The sequence below is a fragment of the Bacillus sp. RC251 genome (assembly GCF_044908765.1).
Taxonomy (GTDB): domain Bacteria; phylum Bacillota; class Bacilli; order Bacillales; family Bacillaceae_G; genus Bacillus_A; species Bacillus_A wiedmannii.
Map to the genome: position 1 here is coordinate 1,853,376 of NZ_JBIYDP010000001.1, position 18,512 is coordinate 1,871,887.

The window sequence follows — 18,512 nt, forward strand, 5'->3', positions numbered from 1 at the left end:
TTATAAGTCTGCCAATATATTATGTAATGCACTATAATTTTCAGCTATCCAATTCATTTCATCTGCAAAACGTGAAGGTGGTACACTATTCTGATCCATATTAGTATGAATCCACCATGTACTCTCCATATACCAAAGCATTTGAATTGCCCGAACAATACTCCCTATTGGAAAGTCTAATTTATTACGGTATCCGGCTAAAAATGATGCAACAATACTCTTATTTAATACCCCATCATGTAAGGCACAAGATATAACCGCACGCCCAATATCCAACTCTACATAATCATAATCCATACGATCAAAATCTAGAATTGCTGAGACTTCATCATTATGGAATAAGAAATTATCTACCCATAGATCACGGTGCACCCATCCTTTTTTACTACTATAAAATTGATCTATATTTACTAATTGTGTTGCTTCTTGCTGCAATTTTATATGGGAGAGAATATGTTCTTTTCCTAACTGTTCTGCTTCTTTCCTTTTATCTTCCCAATGTTTCAACCTTTCCTCTTTAGTAGGCGGAACAAATTTAGGGTTTTCTCCCTCTATTAAAGAGCCATCATTTAACAGATTATGCATTTGACCTATTGTCTTACCAAGAGAGTAGATTTCCTTTTCATTCACTTTTCCTGGTGAAATTAGATTACCTTCTTTATGTTCTAAAACTATAAATCTTTCATTATTTTTTGATGTATGCATTACATTATTTTTATAAGTTAGAAGCTTCGGACAACATACACCATTATTATGTAGTCTTTGCTGGTGATGTAATGCTTGTATTAAAAGTTCTGGGTTATACATTTTGTACCGTTCTTTATTATATTGCTTTAATACAAAAGATCCTGCATCCGTTTCGAGTTTCCACTTCAAATTTAGCCAACCGCGATGAATAGGTATTGCTTTTTGAATTTTAAATTCAAATAAATATTCACATTCTACTTTCAGCTCTCGAAAAATTTCTTTAGCTTTTTCATTAGATAACGGCTCTATCATCTTGTTTATCCTTTCTTAACTTGGTGTTCCTTTCATCCTCTCTACCATAACTGAAATTAAAAATTTCGGAAGTATAAGTTGTCTCTTTAACCGTTTCGGCTGCGAAAGTAACCTATACAGCCATTCAGTTCCTGTATCCCTCATAATTTTGGGTGCTCTTTTTACAGTACCAGATATTATATCAATCATGCCTCCTATACCAATAGATAGCGGCACGTTTAATGTTTGTATGTTTTCATAGATGAATTCTTCTTGTTTTGGTGAACCTAGTCCTACTAGTAGTAAGTGCGGCTTGAATTGCTTAATTTTCATTTTTACTTCTTCTATTTCTTCGCCATTTACAAATCCATGCTGTCCTTTAAACTGTGCTCCTGGGAACTGCTCATTTAATTTTTTTAGTGCCTTTTTATTACTTTCTGGCGCAGCTCCAAAAAGAAAGACACGATATTCATTGTCATTACAATATTTTATTAAATCGTGAGTGATATCTGCCCCAGTAACACGTTCTTTCAAAGTTCCTTTTAATATTTTCGAGCCTATTATGACGCCAATCCCATCCGCTGTTATTAAATCTGCAGAAAGTAACATCTTTTTAAACTGCTTTGATTTAGCCGTGCTTTCCTTTGCAGACATAACAATTTCAGGATTTGCAGTTACTACAAACCTTGGTTTCTCTTGTTGTTCATGTAGCCAACCTTTTAATAAACTTATAGCTTTTTCATATTCTAAAGTTGAAAAAGGTATTCCCTTTATAAGTTGGTGATCCACTATACTCTCTCCTTACATAAGCCTCAAATATTCATCAACATCTTTAGAAATTTGTTTAAAAGCTTTATCCCAGAATGCATAACTTGTTATATCTATTTCAAAATGTTTTTTCATAAGCTCTTCCACTGAAATTTTTCCTGTTTCTCGTAAAAACTCCTTATATTTCGAATGAAAAGTACTTTTACTTTCATTAGCTATTTCTAATAAACTAAAACTAGCTAAATACCCAAATGTGTATGGATAATTATAAAAAGGAACATCTGCTATATAAAACTGAATGTATTTCATCCAAACAAACGGCTGATATTCTAATAACGCATGCCCATATGCTTTTTCTTGCGCTACTATAGATAATTTCTCGATTTCATCAGCACTTAAAGAACCTTCTTTACATTTTTCATAAAAGTTCTTCTCAAATTCAAACGATGATCGTATTGCCATTACATAATTAAAACAGTTTCTTATTTTCCAACTAAGCAATGACTTTTTCATATCTATACAATCTGTTGTTTGAATTAGATAGTTTAAGAGTACCGTTTCAAAGAAAATAGACGCTGATTCAGCCGTACTCATTGGCAAATAATCATCTAAAAAAGAAGTAGATTGTTCAAAGCTCATATTATAAAAATGCCAAGCATGTCCTAGTTCATGCGCAAGTACTCTTACACTATCAATACTTCCATCATAACGCATTGAAATTCGCGATTCTTTCTCACTGAAAAAAGGAGCGCAAAACCCGCCTGGTGCTTTATTATCTCTCGGCTCCGCATCCACCCATCTACTCTCTATTGCATTCCGTGCAAATTCTGCTAATTCTTTATCTATATTTTCAAACGCATCGTATATGTTTTGAACTGCTACTGAAAAAGGGATATGAATCTCATTATTCTCCTTTACGGTCATAAGTTCATGCCATGTAATCGAAGCTTCTTCCTTCTTATACACGTTTACAATACTCGCTAATTTATCAAGGTTTTCTTCTGCCACATTCCACATTTGTAATAATACATTTTCAGAAATGCCATTCGCATGTAAAGATTGAGTTAAAATATCTATGTCTTCTAATTCATTACTCTTTGTATTACGTAATCTCCCTATTTGATTCAATACAGTAGCAAAGATTTCTTTTTCCTTATGTAAGGCATTTGTTAATAACTCGAATACTTCTACTCTTTCCTTTTCATTATCACTATTCATTGCAATATTATTTGCTTGTCCAAATGATATTTGCTTATTATTGTGCTCTATTTCTATCTTATTTCTTAATTGTATGTACATATTTTCCCATGCACCAAGTTCATCTTTTATTAAATTAGTATTAATATTATTGGAAGTTTCCATTTCACTTTTCTGTATTACTTGCCGTACTTCTTTTTTCAAATCTTTTACTGTCGTAGTCGATACAGAAAGGTCAGATGAATTACTTTCTTCAGCAGATCGGCAATACAAATAGTATTCTGCTTTTTCAATAGCTTGTATAAGTTTTGAAAGAATCTCTACATCTTTTGTCACATAATATTGTTCTTTCAACCTCAATATTGGCGTTACAATATCCTCGATTGGATACAATCGATCTAAATCCCACCTAGTAATTTCATGCATTTTTATAGCCGCCTCCTATTTTTACAAATAGTTACAGATATTTACCCTCACAATTATAAACGAAATGTAAAAATTTTAATATCTTTAAATATTTAGATTTCTACAAACGCATTCTTATTTATATTCTTTTCTTCTGCTACTGCAACGTACATAGCATAAACAGATAAACGATACAGCTACTGGAATCAGTATTACTCCTCCAATAAAAGGATAAACAACCACACAACATGTAAAAGCTACTATAGAAAAAATTTTACCTAACCTATTCTTTATTAATTTCATTCCAGCTGCAGTACCGACTATATATGTAACAATTCCTAACGAATTCGGTATTAAAACAATTTTATCTATGCTAATATGGAAAACGAAACTTATTAACAAACCAACAAATGCAATAAAACCTACAACTTTTACTGCATTTGTTGGTGTTTCTCTTTTTTTATTAATACGTGCTAAATAACGCGGTGCAACTTCTTCTTTTCCTAGTGAATAACCTAAGCGCCCGATACTTGCGATAAATGCATTTGTCGTCCCTAGACAAATAATAAAAGCTACAAATCCAATTATCCAAGCAAATTGGTCACCTAATGTTTGTTTGATAACAAGCACGAGAGCTGTAGTATTATCAGCATTTATATAATAAGATTTCGTTCCAATTACCGATAATGCAATACCTATATATAAAACTCCAATAATTATAATCGCAAATCCCGTAGATAGAATAATATTTCTTTTTCTAGGTGTTTTAAATTCTGGAGCTAAACTTGCAATAGCTTCCCAGCCGAAAAAAGACCAAAAAATTAATAATGATGCCTCTAAAATTGGATTTATTTCTTGCATAGAAATATGTACATTTATATTTTTTATTTCAATATAAGGTAGTGAACTAATAATTGTTACAATTAAAATAAAGAAAGTTAATACACCAATACATACTTGAAACCACCCACTCATTTTTAACCCGTATAAATTAAAACTAATTGAAATACTTAAAATAATAAGCGCTATAACGTAAGAGAAATATGGTGATAAAGCAAACACTTTCACTATATACATTCCACCAGTCATTGAGACTACGATTTGTCCAACGCTACCCGCAATAAAAAAACACCATCCTATAATAGCACCTATATTTTTACCGAAAGCTTTTTCTGCAAACGTGGCAATTCCACCTGCACTTGAGTACTCAATCGATAAAAAAGCGAATGCGAATGCAAGTGGAACACTAAGTAATATCATAACAAGCCAAGAAAAAATCGCATTCCCTTCTGCTACACTCGCCGTCATACCAGGTAATATAAGGATTCCCGATCCTAAAACCGCTCCGACATATAAGGCTATTCCCCTTTTAATAGAAATCGTTTCATCAAAATGATTAGACATTACAAGCACCTCCATTTATATTTTAATTATAGAAAGTTATCAGTCTATTCAATATGCAAAAGTGTATGTATTTTTACATAAGGTTTTATATTATGTATTTGTTTAAGAAATTTACTTTCAATTTTGCAAAGGAGCATAATTCATGGATGAAATTGATAAGAAAATAACGCTATTACTACAAGAAGATGCCAGAATGACAATTACAGAAATGACCGAACACTTACACCTCAGCCTCCCTAGTGTTACCGAGAGACTAAAGAGATTACAAGATACTGGAATAATTGAAAAATATACCGCACGGATATCATTAGATGCAGTTGGAAAATCAATTCAAGCATTTTTAAGAATTGAAAATCTAAAGATTCCTTGTAAAAAATTTGAGGAGAAAATCTACGAGGAATATAGAATACTCGAATGTCATCGAGTAACAGGTGAAAGTAGCTATTACTTAAAAGTAGCGGTTCACTCTATGAAGGAATTAGAGGAATTAATTGATATCGTTATACCATTTGGAACAGTCAAAACTTCGATGATTTTATCTTCACCGATACCATATCGACCAATTATTACTGATTAATAAGAAAAAAGGATTGATCAAAAGATCAATCCTTTACTCTACCTCATTTAAGAAGAACAATGTTAACGCACCTGGTCCTGTATGCGCTCCGATTGCTGCTCCAATTGTATTTACGATAAATACTTCACAGCCAAATCTTTCAGTAATTAATGCCTTTAATGCTTCGGCAGTTTCTAAATCATCACCGTGAGTCATAGCGATTGTTTGACCTTTAAGGTCTTTTCCACGCTCTTCCATAATATCTACAATTCGGCTTAGTACTTTCTTTTTCCCTCTTACCTTTTCAAGTGGTACAAGTTTTCCTTCTTCTACGTTTAAGATCGGTTTAATGTTTAGTAAACCACCGATAAAACCAGCTACTTTACTTAAACGCCCACCTCTCACTAAGTACTGTAAGTCAGCTACTGTGAAGATATGTTCTATATGGTTCATTAGAAAATCAACACGTTTTAAAATATCTTCTTTTGATGCACCGTCTTTCGCCATTTTAGCAGCTTCTAATACGACAAGCCCTTGACCAAGCGAAGCACATTTCGTATCAATAATTTCTAAATCTAAATCAGCATATGTTTCTTTCACTTCTTCTTTAATAACAACTGACGATTGATATGTACCAGACAGTTCAGATGAAAAAGCTAAATATATACAAGGATTACCTTCTTTTGCATAAGAAACAAATTTTTCTTGGAAAGTTTCAAGTGAAGGCAATGACGTTCTATAAACAGCGCCTTCTCTCATGTTTTGCAATAATGTAACTGACTCTAATGTAACTCCATCTAAATACTCTGTTTCTGCTTCATCATAAACACGGAGTGGAATTAAATCAACATCATATGCTTGCAGCAATTCTACCGGTAAATCCGCCGCACTATCCGTAATGATTTTAACACCCATTTTTAAACCTCTATTCTGTTATAAATATAAAAATATAAAATAAAAATAGTACTTTTAAATTATATACGTAAAACTTAAATGAAGAAAGGAAAAGACTTTATATTGTATGCACTATTCTTCAAAACTTGACCTGTTATTAAAAATCATCTAAATTTAACCGCTTTACATTCTGTATAATACAAATATATCGAATTTTCCAAAGGAGTGATACAAATGAGTATTCAACTAGCCACATCTAATGATTTAGAATGGATTAATAATCAATATGACTCAATAGGTTTTGTAAGAAGTGATTTAAAAAGGGATAAAGTTGCAATTATTACTTACAACAACGAGTATGCAGGTGTTGGTCGATTAGTCCAAATAGATGAAGATACGATAGAAATGGGCGGGATTTTTATTCTCACTAAATTTAGAGGTCTACAATTAGCTGGGGAACTTGTTTCATTTTTAGTAGAAACTGCGAAGAGATTACAAGTACAACATGTATACTGTCTTCCTTTTGAGGAATTACAAAATTTTTATAAGAAATATGGCTATACTGAGGTCGATACTACGAAAGAAGTAGTTCACCCAATTATTCTAAAAAAATATAATTGGTGTTTAGATCATTATGATAAACCTGTTTTATTATTTAAGCTGTAAGTATGCCTAAAGAGAGCGTATACAAAAATATAGATTACTATACCACTCAAATAATAACCGTACTTTATTTGGTCACCATCAGCTTCTACAAGTTATACAATTACTATATACGTTTCCTTTTTCCACTAACCTTACTTTCGTATAAAAGATTATTTTGTTTAAAATTACCTTAATTCGTATTCTAATAAACTAATCTGAAGGTGAATTCCTATATAATACAATTAAGTAATTAAAAGGAGCGTTATTCATGATAGATGTAATAAGACTCGTTATCTTTATTGTAGTTGCAATTGGTGCCATTTTTAACATTTACCTAGAATTTAAAAAACCTAAAAAAAGTATATTCTCAATCGTTTTTTTATCAGTACTCTTTATCGGTGCCTCAGGTTTAATCAAAGATATTTTATCTAAACTTTTATAGTTATTTGATTAAAAATTACTGTTCTGTCCATAATGTAAGTAACATGATTGTATTTCTCCATTCTCCTTTGGAGAGGAGCAGTTAGCTTTTGCTAGCTGCTCTTTTATTTAAAAATGATTTCATCTATTATCCACAAAATACGTATCATATGCCTTATCAAAAACATATCCTAGTTTTTCTGCCAGTTTAGCAGACGTAGTATTCGCAGCATCCCAGTTTGGATATATCCCTTTTTCTAAACAGTCCAAGATTAACGCCGCGCTAACTATAGTTGCCAATCCTTTTCTTCTATGAGTGTGATCAGTCGCAACTTCAATTTCAATGCCATCATCATAAATGCTATATGATGATGCACCACATACAACTTCACCTTGGTACAAAATACTATACCCTATACCTCGTTTTAAATAATCTTCTACCGATTGAAATTGACTTGTAAAATCTTCAGAGACCTTATGTAATGTAGGGGTATTTACAATATGTTCATCTATTTTTCTTAACTCGTATCCTTTTGAAAGCGCTGATATAAAAGATTGTAATTTTGGACGATTAAAAACTTCCGCATTACGTTTGAATTTATAGCGTAAAAACTTATCTATTTTTCTTTCGTAAAATGTTTCTAAACGCTTTTTCCACTCTTCACTATTTACGATTACTAACATTCTATCAGGAATGTTACGTAGTAATTCTTCTGTTTCTTTCCTATTTGGATCCCCAGCGTAAAATGTGAAAATCCCTACCGTAACTTGCGCTACTGTTGGGTTTTCAAGATCATTTACCCAAGCAGTACCCATATGTCCTTGTAAATAAGAAAGTAAAACAACGTTATTGAAATCCTCGAACATAGTAACTAATTTTTCTCTCGTATGTATACTCGCTTCATATATCATTTACATTCCCGCTTTCTTTGGAATCAGTTTAACTCTACTTTTCATATATAAACAAAAGTTTATTAAACTATATATAATCGTAAAATATTCGTAAATATAAAATTATTATAACATCTAATAAATAGTGAGCGACTGTCCTGTTTAAAGGTTAACAGTAAATATACTTAATAATAATTTGCAATCTACATGTAACCGATTATCATCTTTTATTATGTAATACCCCTCAATACTCGTTTGAGGGTTCATTTAAATACGTATGTTATAACTCATTCTTATAAATATATGATTCTGTTTCTCCATTTTTATATACTTTAGTCAATTTAACAACTGACTTGTACGTATTATTGTCATTCGTCACCATCTTTTTCATATCTTCTATTTCAACATTACCAGTTCCACCCTTAGTTTTCAAACAGTTCGAAATATTTAGGTATCCACTCGATGCGAAAAGAATAATAAACGTAAGATCAGGGAAATTAATGAACAGTATTCCAAACTTTAAAGGATTCGTAGCCGTATCAGATAAAACTAATCGAAAGTTTAATAGTTCCGGCACTTGAACAAAATCTTTAGAAACAATCGCTTCACCTATTATAGTAATTTGCTTTACGACATTCCCCATCTCATCTATAAATTCAGTACAACTAGGTGCATCAATTGTTTTTGCTTGTAGTGATAAATTCAATTCTAGATTGTGAAAGTCAAAAAAGAGTGTACTACCCTCTGTTAAACATTGCGGACAAACATTCCCAAGTAAACTAAAATCCACTTCAATAAATTTAACTTTCGTTTTACAACTACAAACTTTTCCTATTCGAATTGCATCAATCGTAGAGCAATCTACAAAAATAACCTCATTGTCCTCTTGTGCGAAGGATACGATACCATTCCTCTTATTAAATGAAAGAAAATAAGATACAACAATTTCGTTTCCGGCGATTACAATACTCTCAACTTTTGTAAAAGGCTCTAGACTTCGCAAAAATTCACAAATACTATTTTGGCAGCATTGATAATTTCGTTTCGGCTCACAACCCACTTACACTCCATCCCTTCCCTATATGTTTTATCTAATACATATACTATGAACGGAGTATAAAAAAGCTTGGACAATATAACTTTAACTCAGGAATATAGGTACTTACTTATCACATTAAAAATGAAATTACGCCAATAATGTGTAATAGCACATAAATTTCCCTATAAATACATATAACAATTTCATCTTTCATGAAAAACACGTTATAATAAGGTGTAGCCTCTACGATTACGTTATAAAGGAGAATAAAACAATGGCTAAAATTAAAGTATACCAAGCAAAAGAAGAAAATATGGATGCAGTAAAGAACATCATTGATGTTGAGGAACAAAACCCAACTACTGAAAACTTACAAAATCTATATGCATGTGTATTAGAAACAGAAGATATGGCATTGCCTGAATCATACATTGAAGAAGATATCTTAATTGATTCTATGGAAGTTATGGTTAACGCTTCTCAAAACAAACTAAGAGACTTAGGTGCATACGATGTAATCGAAGTTCAAAACAAAGGTAAGAAAACACAAATTTTATTATTAGCAGACGAAGAATACGAAATTATTGAAGGCTAATCTAAATCCGTACATACGAAAAAGCTCCTTTCCAATTGGAAAGGAGCTTTTTCATTACGCTTTTGATGTTTCACTCTTTTTATTCGTTTGCTGTTTCTTAATTACCATACGCTCATTTCCCATAAAGAAAATAAATATGAATGCTAGACCTGCTGGTACTAATGCCCACATAAATGTTTGAACAATGGAGCTAGAAAGAGCGTCAATAATTTTATCTAATATGTGCGGCGGGATTTGAGATCTTGCCGATTCTGATAGAATAGCTCTTGAATCTCCTAAAGCGTTTGTATTCATTCCTCCGCCCATACCTTTAAAAGCTTCTTCCAATTGATCTTGGAAACCTGTTCTTTGAATCATTCCGAAGATTGTAATACCTAGTGTCATTCCTAATGAACGAATGAAATTACTCGTTGAAGTTGCAGATCCACGCTGTTCCATACCGAAGTTGTGAATAGCTGCCATACTTAGTACAGAGAATGAGAAACCTACTCCAAATCCAATGATAATCATATAAACCGTTAATAATATTCGACTTGTTTCTGGTGTTAATGTGCTTAATAAGAATAGTCCAATTAGCATAATAACAGCAGAAATAATCATAATGTTTCGGTAGCTAAGCTTCGTCGTTAAAAATCCACCTAACTGCGCTGTTACGACTGATCCTAACATCATCGGTAAAAGTAATAATCCCGAATTTGTTGCGCTACCACCGTATACACCTTGAATGAATAACGGTATGTATACAGTTGCTGACATGAACGCAGCACCGTAACATAATGCAATAATGGTACTCATTCCGAATAAACGTTGTTTAAACATTTCAAATGAAATGATCGGTTCTTCTACTTTACGTTCAATAAAAATAAATGCAATAATTAAAATAGCGAATCCGCCAAATAAACTTAAAATAAAGTTAGAATCCCAATCATACTTTTGTCCACCTAGTTCTAAAGCAAACATTAGCGAAACTACTGCACCAACTAAAGTAATTGCGCCAAACCAATCAATTTTTTGCTTTCTATGAACTCGTGATTCTTTATAAAAGAATGTAATAAAAATAAGTGCTAAAACGCCAAGCGGTAAGTTAATGTAAAATACCCAGTGCCAGCTTATGTAATCTGTAATATACGCACCAAGCAACGGACCAAAAATACTTGATAAACCAAATACTGCTCCGAACAATCCACCCATCTTCCCGCGCTTTTCAGAAGGGAAAATATCAAAAACGATAGTAAACGCGATCGGCACTAATGCCCCGCCGCCAATACCTTGAATGGCACGATAAATACCTAACTGTGTAATATTTTCAGCAGTACCACAAAGTGCCGAACCAATCATAAAGACGATTAAACCGAAAATAAAGAATCTCTTTCTACCATACATATCTGATAGTTTTCCGAATATCGGCATACCTGCCATTTCTGCAACCATATAGGCAGAAACGACCCATACAAAGTTTTCAAGGCCTCCTAAGTCACCAACAATCGTTCCCATCGCCGTTACGACAATGGTATTATCCATTGATGCCATTAAAATACCTAGCAATAAGCCCGCCACAACAAAGCCGAGCTTATTATTCTTCTCAACCATAACCTTGCTCTCCCTCGTACTACTTATATTTGTTTATGTTCTTTTACAACTGCATTACCTTTTTGATTAAAACTAGTATGATATTCTACAACATTAATTTCACATCCTGAACCAATGGTAACGTTATTTCCTCGTACTACTTCAGCAATCGTATGCTCTAAATAAATTTCATCTCCTTCAATGATAGACGTTTGGAGGCTTCCAGCATGACTTGTAAATGGAATAAATCTCGCTTTTTTACGAACGGTAATCTTTTTACCGCCGATTTCTCTCACTTTGCTGCCTTCATAACGAAGTGAAATTTCAATATTTTCAGCATTAAGTAATCCATCACTTTCAAGGCCACCAGTTAGTGATAGTTCTTCAACTTCAATATCTCCTTTCACATTTAAAGCGCCTTTCACATCTACGAAATCACCAGTAAACTTTCCTTTAACTTCTATCATACCTCTTACTTTCGTTTTTTCAATATGGGCATCACTATTCATTTGTGTATTTCCGTATACTTTTACATATTCCGCAGTTACATTTCCTTGTACTTCACTATCTCCATACACAACATAATTTTTCACTTTCATATTACCTTGTACATCACTCGTTCCGTACGTTTTAAATTCATTACAACTCATGTCATTAGAAATCGTTCCTTCGCCGCGTATCTTCACTTTGTTATAATCCCCGCCTGCTGAACTACCAGAGCCATTGACAGTAAGACTATGTTGATGTTCCATATTACTTTCTCCCTCCCATTAAACCTGCTTCATTTCTTTTACATTTGCGCTTTTATCGACAGTAAGAACACCCGTATATTCAATGAGTTCAATCTCACAGTTCGCTCCTACCGTCACATTGTTTCCTCTTACCGTTTTTATGTGAGCATAATCAATATCAATATTGTCACCTTCTAATAGTTCAGCCTCTAATTGCATACCGAATACTGATTTAAACAGTCTACTAAAAGTACTTAGTCTATGTTTTACTTTAATCGTTTGACCACCAATTTCTTTTGCTCGACATGTACCGTGAATATTAATATTTATTTCATCGGCGCTTAATAATCCACCAATTGTAAATTGTCCTTCTGAAGAAAAAGTATCCACTTCACAATTCCCATCAATCGTTGCTTGACCGTTGATTTTAAATTCTTCTCCAGTTACATTTCCACCTACTGTACCTTTTCCTGCAATTTTTAAACTGTTTGCCTTCACATCTTGCGTAATTGTTGCTTTCCCATCAATTCGCATCGTTTCCGCAATAACTGTACCATCAACTTTACCTGATCCACTAATTCTTGCATTGCTACTTTTCAAATTTCCAGTAACAGCACCATATCCGTTACATTCAAATTGGTCACATTCAATATTTCCATTAACAGTCCCTTTTCCATTTAATTGCACTTTATGAAACTCGCCGCCATTCGATGAACCGTAACCATTTATAATCAAATTATCTGTACGCATACTTTCTCCTCCACTACAACAGTTTCGTTTTTAATGCTTCCGTATATTTCATAATCGCTTCGCGTAAAACAATTTTGGTACCTTTTTCAAAAATTAAATCGTCCACATTTGAAACTAAGAAACATGTAGAAATCCCTAACTTTCGGACGATGATTAAGTCACAAATTTTATGCTTAATCGCTTCATAATTTTCACGTAAAACTTGCAAGACCATTTTTCCTTCTTCTAAACTAATCTCTCCCGATTGTAGTAACTCTTCTAACATATACACATAAAGAATATCTACAAATTGAAACTCTGTTGTTTTATTCGTTTGTTCTATGAAGAATTGTAAAACTGGCTCTGATGCAATTCCTTTACGTATGACGTCTTCTTTTGTTAAAAGAATTTCTCTAACACTCGGTGAAAACATATTTGCTAGTTCATCAAGTGATAAATCTTCTTTCATCGTTTGGATTTTATCAATACGCTCTAATATCTTTTCTTTCGGAAAAAATGTCTCTTGACCCGTGAATGTTGACTTTCGTACAAACCAATCTTCCGGTATTAAATTTTTTCTTTTCCACCTATATAACTGTCCGTATGAAATACCAGTTAGTTCTAATAAATCTTTTTTTGAAATTAAATCTGTACTCAACTGTATAACACTCCTTCCTGGTAACAATGTAACATAACACTGTTACGCTGTAAATAGACTTTTATCGTAAGTATCGTAACAATGTGTAAAACAAACCTGTTTCACACACGAAAAAAGGCTCTTACACATCATGTAAAATGCGTAAAAACCCTTATTTATCAACATGTAAACCATATTTCATAAAAATCAATCCACCCTTGTGAATTAATCATTATATTTTGTACTTTTTCGTGAGAAGTTACTTGTTGTTTTTTACGATATAAAGGAATAATATGAATGTGACGCAACAAAGTGTCCTCAATATCGCGTAACAATGTAACTCTATTCTCTAAATCTTCTTCTTTAAAATAAGGGGAGAACTTTTTATGAAAGTCCATGCTGCTTTGCCCATGAATAAAACTATTTTTTGTAAGAAACATATATAGCAGACTATCTTCTATTCGTTCGCTAATTGTTGCACTATCATGCATCATATCAGCCTTTTGTATCGTACTGATTTCCAATAACTCTTCAACTTCAAGAAAATTAGTTTCTACACGAATCCCATACTTCGCACACTCTTTCTGAATCCATTGTGCATCTTCTACATGATCTTGTCCTGTAAATGTGTAGAGTTGTAGCACTTCATGATGATACATACTCCTTTTCACTAAGCATTCTATCTCTTCCTTAATCTCTACTTTTCTTTCATTTGCTAATATTAGTTTCTTTGCCACTTCTCCACGTTCTCCGCCGAGTTCTTGAACAATCCTATCGCCATGAATGATTTTATGTAGTGCCTTTCGAAACAGCTCATCTTGCATTGGTCCTTCTTTTACAAGATTGCACGTTACATATGTCACGTTCGATTCAAGCCGAGACAACTCTTTATTAGGCTTTTCCTTATCTTTATATTCCGCCTTTACTAACACGTCATACGTATTTACATTTTGCTCTACATTCATTAGTTCAATTCGGTCAAGAAAAGGTCTTTCACGATAATATAAATCATGCACTTCTAATACAAATAATTGTGCATTTTTCTCGCGTAATATAAAAGGTCCTGTACCAATAAAGTTTCCTGCTTCATCTTCATTTGCGATAGAACACTGTTCTGCACTTAGCATATGTAAAAACATCCTATTTTCCGTATGTAATTGAATTTCAACAACAAATTCATCCACTGCACGGACATTTTCAACATGTTGCAACATCCATGCGTGTGGGTTGTTTTCCGCTTTCATAAATCGATTCAATGAATGTATAACATCATGTGCGGTAAGTCGTTTTCTATTATGAAGATGAACGCCTTTTCTTAAATAAAATGTCCAAACCTTTTCAGCGTCATTATATTGCCAGTGAAAAGCAAGTCTTGGCTCTATAGAATTTGTTTCCTCATTCACATATACGAGTGTATCAAAAATATGTTTAACCATATGACATTCTGAGCGCATCGTAGCGTAGACCGGATCTAAAGCGATGTCTAGATTCATTTGTACTTGCAACCGAAGGACATCTTTTCTTCCTTCAGGTGTCCTTTCTATTTTATGACCAAATATGGAATCTACCCAAGCTTCATACTCTTTCTTTACTAATGGAAATTGTGAGCTGTAGCGTTCCACAAATGAGATTCCACTTTTCACATCCCCTTTTTTCGTTAATTCTTTTCCTCTTTCTAAAATTAGTGGAACTGGTTGCTTTTGAAATATTAATTTAGAACGATTCCCTCTCCCGCGACCTGGAAACCAAGTGATCCAATGTAACTCTTCTAATTTTTTTATAATTAATTTACTATTACGCTCTGTACAAAATAATGTTTCTGCTATCATTTGTACGGTTACTTCTAATCGTTCTCCTTCTCGTCTCCCTTTACCGTAGACACACCATAGTTCAATATATTGATCTAAAATAAACATCATACTCCCCCTAAAAGGTGAAAAATAACCCCTTTTATTTCTACCCTTTTTCCACTTCTCCTTTCATCTTATCATTTCAATATAGAAAGGAGGAATTAATATTGAACAATCTCATACTACGTTATAATAAACCCATTATTATTAGACTGTGCGGCGAATTATTAACCCGAACAACTGAATCTATGTTAGCTCTCATTATGATTATTTACGTTAATAAAATGTTAAACGGTAATATAATAATAACTATGCTCATTTTCGGACTACAACCTCTCTCAGACATTGTATTTACACTTATTGCTGGGGGAGTTACTGATAAATATGGACGAAAAAAAATTATGTTACTCGGCTTATTACTACAAGGTATTGCAATTGGCAGCTTCGTCTTTGCTCAATCTGTTTTTATATTTGCATTATTATACGTCATAAATGGGGTTGGCCGCTCCTTATATATTCCCGCTCAACGGGCACAAATTGCTGATTTAACAAAACAAAAACAACAAGCAGAAATTTTTGCTCTTTTGCATACGATGTCTGCAATTGGTTCCGTAATCGGTCCTTTAATCGGTTCTATATTTTATCGGACTCACCCTGAATATGTATTTACGGTGCAAAGCATTTCACTTATAGTATATGCAATCGTTATTTGGACGCAGCTGCCAGAAACTGCTCCAGCAATGACAAAACCAACGCAAAAACTTGAAGTATCAATTCCAAAACAATTTGTACACAAACATTACGCCGTTTTAGGACTTATGATTACTACACTTCCTATTAGCTTTTTTTATGCACAAACTGAGACAAATTATCTTATTTTCGTGAAACATACGCATCTGGATTTCGAACGCATACTCGTGTTTATTACAACATGCAAAGCTATTATGGAAATCACTCTACAAGTTTTCCTCGTGAAATGGTCCGAACGATTTTCTATGACGAAAATTATTCTTATTTCTTACACTTGCTATACAATAGCTGCCATTGGCTACGGATTTTCAGCAACAATCTCGTCACTATTTTTCACATTACTATTTTTAGTTATTGGGGAAAGTATTGCTTTAAACCATTTATTTCGATTCGTTTCAGAAATCGCTCCTACAGATAAACGTGGATTGTATTTTTCAATTTACGGCTTACACTGGGATATATCCCGAACGTGCGGTCCTGTACTTGGTGCGGTTTTATTAAGTAAACTAAACGGTAGCATACTATTTTATATTTGCGCTTGTTTCTTAATAGCTGGAGGCATTATGCAAGCATTGTTTATTCAAAATGTAGAACGTAATAAAATAAAAAAAAACATTTCGGAGCATACTCCCCATGTTTTATAGTCTGCATTCCTCACCCTGTTAACAGTAAAAAGAAGGATGTCACAAAAGTATCGATGACCTTTGTGACATCCTTTCTTTATTACCCTGCCATTTTATTAATACTATCTTCAGGCGAAAATACCGAAATATGATTTATCTTACCAGTCGATTTTGGAATAATAAATTTTAGCTCAAACTGATTGTTTACTCTATATACATATATTTTATCTTCGCCATTTACTTTAATTGAAGCTGGTTTTCCTAATGCTTTCTCTATGTCTTGTAATGTAATTGATTTTAGTTCTGCATGATAGGAGCGTACATCAAAAACTTGTGATCCTTTATTAAAACCGAAGGAAACATTTTTATTTGTAAAAGTAGCATATATTCCATTTCCTGCTTGTTCCGTTTTATCTGCTTTCCCCCACGCTTTTTCTATTTCTTCAATATCTCCTGTATGAGCTGCGAACGGAACGTTAGGTACTTTTCCTTCTTTCGCTAATTCAAATAACTCTTTAACATAGTTAATTGATTTTTGATTTATTACTGTATCTTTCGGGCGTGAGTCAGTGTCTGATTTTGTTGATCCTTCACTATTTGATTTTGCATCAGGCTCTTTCTTTTCTTCAGAAGAATTATTCTGTTCATTTTTACTATTTTCTGATGTTCGGCTTGTTTCCTTTTGTTCATCGGTCCCTTTACATGCTGCTAATGCAAATAGGCACATAAAAGCGAGAAATAACATAGCTATCTTTACATACACTTTCATATATTTCAGCCTCCTATTGTAATCCTATTCATTTTAATAACCAATCCATTACGCTACTTTTCAAATTATATTTGTTCCAAAAAGTAAATGCTTCACTTTCTCCTAGTGCTAGTACAACATCCTCTACAAAAGCTGTTCCTAAAAAATAACCAATTCGGTTGTATCCAAAGTATTGTCCGCCAGATAACCGGAACCACTCTTTCTCTTTTTCGAACGTCCATCCTTCTATATAATCTTCCAAAAAACGATTCTTTATTTGTTTTTCATTTTCTATATAGCATTGTAACCAACGTTCACCATCATTATTATATGAGTAGTACACTGATTCATTTACGCCTTTTATAATTTGCTTTGATAAATATGTTGCAACACCTTCACGATACAAAGTAACTGCCGCGTCAGTCCACTCAGCTTTTGTCCAATCCATTCCATCATTTTGTAACATAACATTATGATATATATGTCCTATTTCGTGAGCGACAATAACACGAAGGTGATTTACATCTGGAGATAATTTTTCTGCCGCAAAAAAGATGTCTCCAATAATTTCCCTTTCTACAAATGCATTAGAGCCAAAAGCTCCAACAAATAAATGAAACTTCATATTTACATCAAGATTATATTTATTATGATATTCATTCGTTATCTCTTGAATAATAATCGGTAATGTTTCTGCAATGATACGAATATCTTCTAGTTTCGCCGGATATTGTTTAATTGCATTCGAAAGACGTTCTCTCGTTTTAGGACAATGATACTTAAAGTATTCTTCAAATACCTCAGGATGCGAAATGAAATATTGATTAAGAACTTCTAATTCTACATCGTCACTTCCCCATAATTTTAAAAAACTTGGAATTGTATTATTTATCATTTTTTCCATCTCCTTATATATCCCTTCTCGCCATTTACACTGCAATCCTTCCTGAAACGTAGAAAAAGCAACAAAGAAAGATAAGTCTTCTTTGTTGCTTTTTCTGTTTAATCAAACCATTTATCACCATCAGAAATCCATTTACCATTATTCAAACCATAACATTCATCATAATAATAAAAAAAGCT

At 33.0% G+C, this 18,512-nt stretch carries 19 protein-coding genes; 5 read left to right on the forward strand and 14 right to left on the reverse strand.

Features of this window, described 5'->3' with window-relative positions; genetic code table 11:
* The 4 genes from ABH961_RS09400 to ABH961_RS09415 form a co-directional block, all read right to left on the reverse strand.
* On the reverse strand, nt 1-999 hold the full coding sequence (locus ABH961_RS09400) for a phosphotransferase (RefSeq protein ID WP_048547471.1): 999 nt from the start codon (nt 997-999) through the stop codon (nt 1-3).
* A gap of 15 nt (nt 1,000-1,014) precedes the next feature.
* Nucleotides 1,015-1,767: a WecB/TagA/CpsF family glycosyltransferase gene (locus ABH961_RS09405; protein WP_048547473.1), complete on the reverse strand. Its 753-nt coding sequence runs from the start codon at nt 1,765-1,767 to the stop codon at nt 1,015-1,017.
* 12 nt (nt 1,768-1,779) lie between these two features.
* A complete protein-coding gene (locus ABH961_RS09410; protein ID WP_098076191.1) occupies nt 1,780-3,369 on the reverse strand; it encodes a M3 family metallopeptidase in 1,590 nt (529 codons plus the stop codon).
* 114 nt (nt 3,370-3,483) lie between these two features.
* Nucleotides 3,484-4,752, reverse strand: a complete 1,269-nt coding sequence (locus tag ABH961_RS09415) for an APC family permease (RefSeq protein WP_098132730.1) — start codon at nt 4,750-4,752, stop codon at nt 3,484-3,486.
* 142 nt (nt 4,753-4,894) lie between these two features.
* Here ABH961_RS09415 and ABH961_RS09420 point away from each other — a divergent pair, with 142 nt between their 5' ends.
* Nucleotides 4,895-5,329, forward strand: a complete 435-nt coding sequence (locus ABH961_RS09420) for an Lrp/AsnC family transcriptional regulator (protein WP_404519281.1) — start codon at nt 4,895-4,897, stop codon at nt 5,327-5,329.
* 33 nt (nt 5,330-5,362) lie between these two features.
* Here the strand turns inward: ABH961_RS09420 and ABH961_RS09425 are convergent, their stop codons facing one another.
* On the reverse strand, nt 5,363-6,223 hold the full coding sequence (locus ABH961_RS09425) for a DegV family protein (protein WP_048547477.1): 861 nt from the start codon (nt 6,221-6,223) through the stop codon (nt 5,363-5,365).
* 213 nt (nt 6,224-6,436) lie between these two features.
* On the opposite strand from ABH961_RS09425, the gene ABH961_RS09430 reads away from it, so the two are divergent.
* Together ABH961_RS09430 and ABH961_RS09435 are read left to right on the forward strand one after the other, a co-directional pair.
* Nucleotides 6,437-6,868, forward strand: coding sequence for a GNAT family N-acetyltransferase (locus ABH961_RS09430; RefSeq protein ID WP_098076197.1), 432 nt, complete (start codon nt 6,437-6,439; stop codon nt 6,866-6,868).
* 247 nt (nt 6,869-7,115) lie between these two features.
* Complete coding sequence (locus ABH961_RS09435) at nt 7,116-7,289, forward strand: hypothetical protein (protein WP_088122379.1); 174 nt, start codon at nt 7,116-7,118, stop codon at nt 7,287-7,289.
* Nucleotides 7,290-7,408: 119 nt separating this feature from the next.
* Here the strand turns inward: ABH961_RS09435 and ABH961_RS09440 are convergent, their stop codons facing one another.
* Both ABH961_RS09440 and ABH961_RS09445 read right to left on the reverse strand, forming a co-directional pair.
* Nucleotides 7,409-8,179, reverse strand: coding sequence for a GNAT family N-acetyltransferase (locus ABH961_RS09440; RefSeq protein ID WP_098642448.1), 771 nt, complete (start codon nt 8,177-8,179; stop codon nt 7,409-7,411).
* Between the two features lie 259 nt (nt 8,180-8,438).
* Entirely contained in the window at nt 8,439-9,218 is a 780-nt protein-coding gene (locus tag ABH961_RS09445) for a BC_2878 family exosporium-associated protein (RefSeq protein WP_098642449.1), read from the reverse strand.
* 253 nt (nt 9,219-9,471) lie between these two features.
* On the opposite strand from ABH961_RS09445, the gene ABH961_RS09450 reads away from it, so the two are divergent.
* A complete protein-coding gene (locus ABH961_RS09450; protein WP_046954336.1) occupies nt 9,472-9,792 on the forward strand; it encodes a hypothetical protein in 321 nt (106 codons plus the stop codon).
* A gap of 54 nt (nt 9,793-9,846) precedes the next feature.
* Here ABH961_RS09450 and ABH961_RS09455 read toward each other — a convergent pair whose 3' ends face one another.
* From ABH961_RS09455 to ABH961_RS09475, 5 genes are all read right to left on the reverse strand, one after another.
* Nucleotides 9,847-11,382 (reverse strand): MDR family MFS transporter, encoded by a 1,536-nt coding sequence (locus ABH961_RS09455; RefSeq protein ID WP_404519285.1) that lies wholly within the window; start codon nt 11,380-11,382, stop codon nt 9,847-9,849.
* A gap of 23 nt (nt 11,383-11,405) precedes the next feature.
* On the reverse strand, nt 11,406-12,113 hold the full coding sequence (locus ABH961_RS09460; RefSeq protein ID WP_098047741.1) for a cytoplasmic protein: 708 nt from the start codon (nt 12,111-12,113) through the stop codon (nt 11,406-11,408).
* A gap of 18 nt (nt 12,114-12,131) precedes the next feature.
* Nucleotides 12,132-12,842 (reverse strand): bactofilin family protein, encoded by a 711-nt coding sequence (locus tag ABH961_RS09465; RefSeq protein ID WP_098047742.1) that lies wholly within the window; start codon nt 12,840-12,842, stop codon nt 12,132-12,134.
* A gap of 13 nt (nt 12,843-12,855) precedes the next feature.
* Nucleotides 12,856-13,479, reverse strand: a complete 624-nt coding sequence (locus tag ABH961_RS09470) for a YhbD family protein (protein ID WP_098047743.1) — start codon at nt 13,477-13,479, stop codon at nt 12,856-12,858.
* Between the two features lie 158 nt (nt 13,480-13,637).
* Complete coding sequence (locus tag ABH961_RS09475) at nt 13,638-15,374, reverse strand: ABC transporter substrate-binding protein (RefSeq protein ID WP_098819492.1); 1,737 nt, start codon at nt 15,372-15,374, stop codon at nt 13,638-13,640.
* Between the two features lie 101 nt (nt 15,375-15,475).
* Between ABH961_RS09475 and ABH961_RS09480 the strand changes: the two genes are divergently transcribed.
* Nucleotides 15,476-16,702 carry an MDR family MFS transporter gene (locus ABH961_RS09480; RefSeq protein WP_098047744.1) on the forward strand — a complete coding sequence of 409 codons (1,227 nt, stop codon included), beginning with the start codon at nt 15,476-15,478 and terminating at the stop codon, nt 16,700-16,702.
* 79 nt (nt 16,703-16,781) lie between these two features.
* Here ABH961_RS09480 and ABH961_RS09485 read toward each other — a convergent pair whose 3' ends face one another.
* Both ABH961_RS09485 and ABH961_RS09490 read right to left on the reverse strand, forming a co-directional pair.
* On the reverse strand, nt 16,782-17,450 hold the full coding sequence (locus ABH961_RS09485) for a YjgB family protein (RefSeq protein ID WP_404519288.1): 669 nt from the start codon (nt 17,448-17,450) through the stop codon (nt 16,782-16,784).
* A 28-nt stretch (nt 17,451-17,478) separates the two neighbouring features.
* A complete protein-coding gene (locus tag ABH961_RS09490) occupies nt 17,479-18,324 on the reverse strand; it encodes an aminopeptidase (protein ID WP_098076207.1) in 846 nt (281 codons plus the stop codon).
* Nucleotides 18,325-18,512 lie beyond the last annotated feature (188 nt).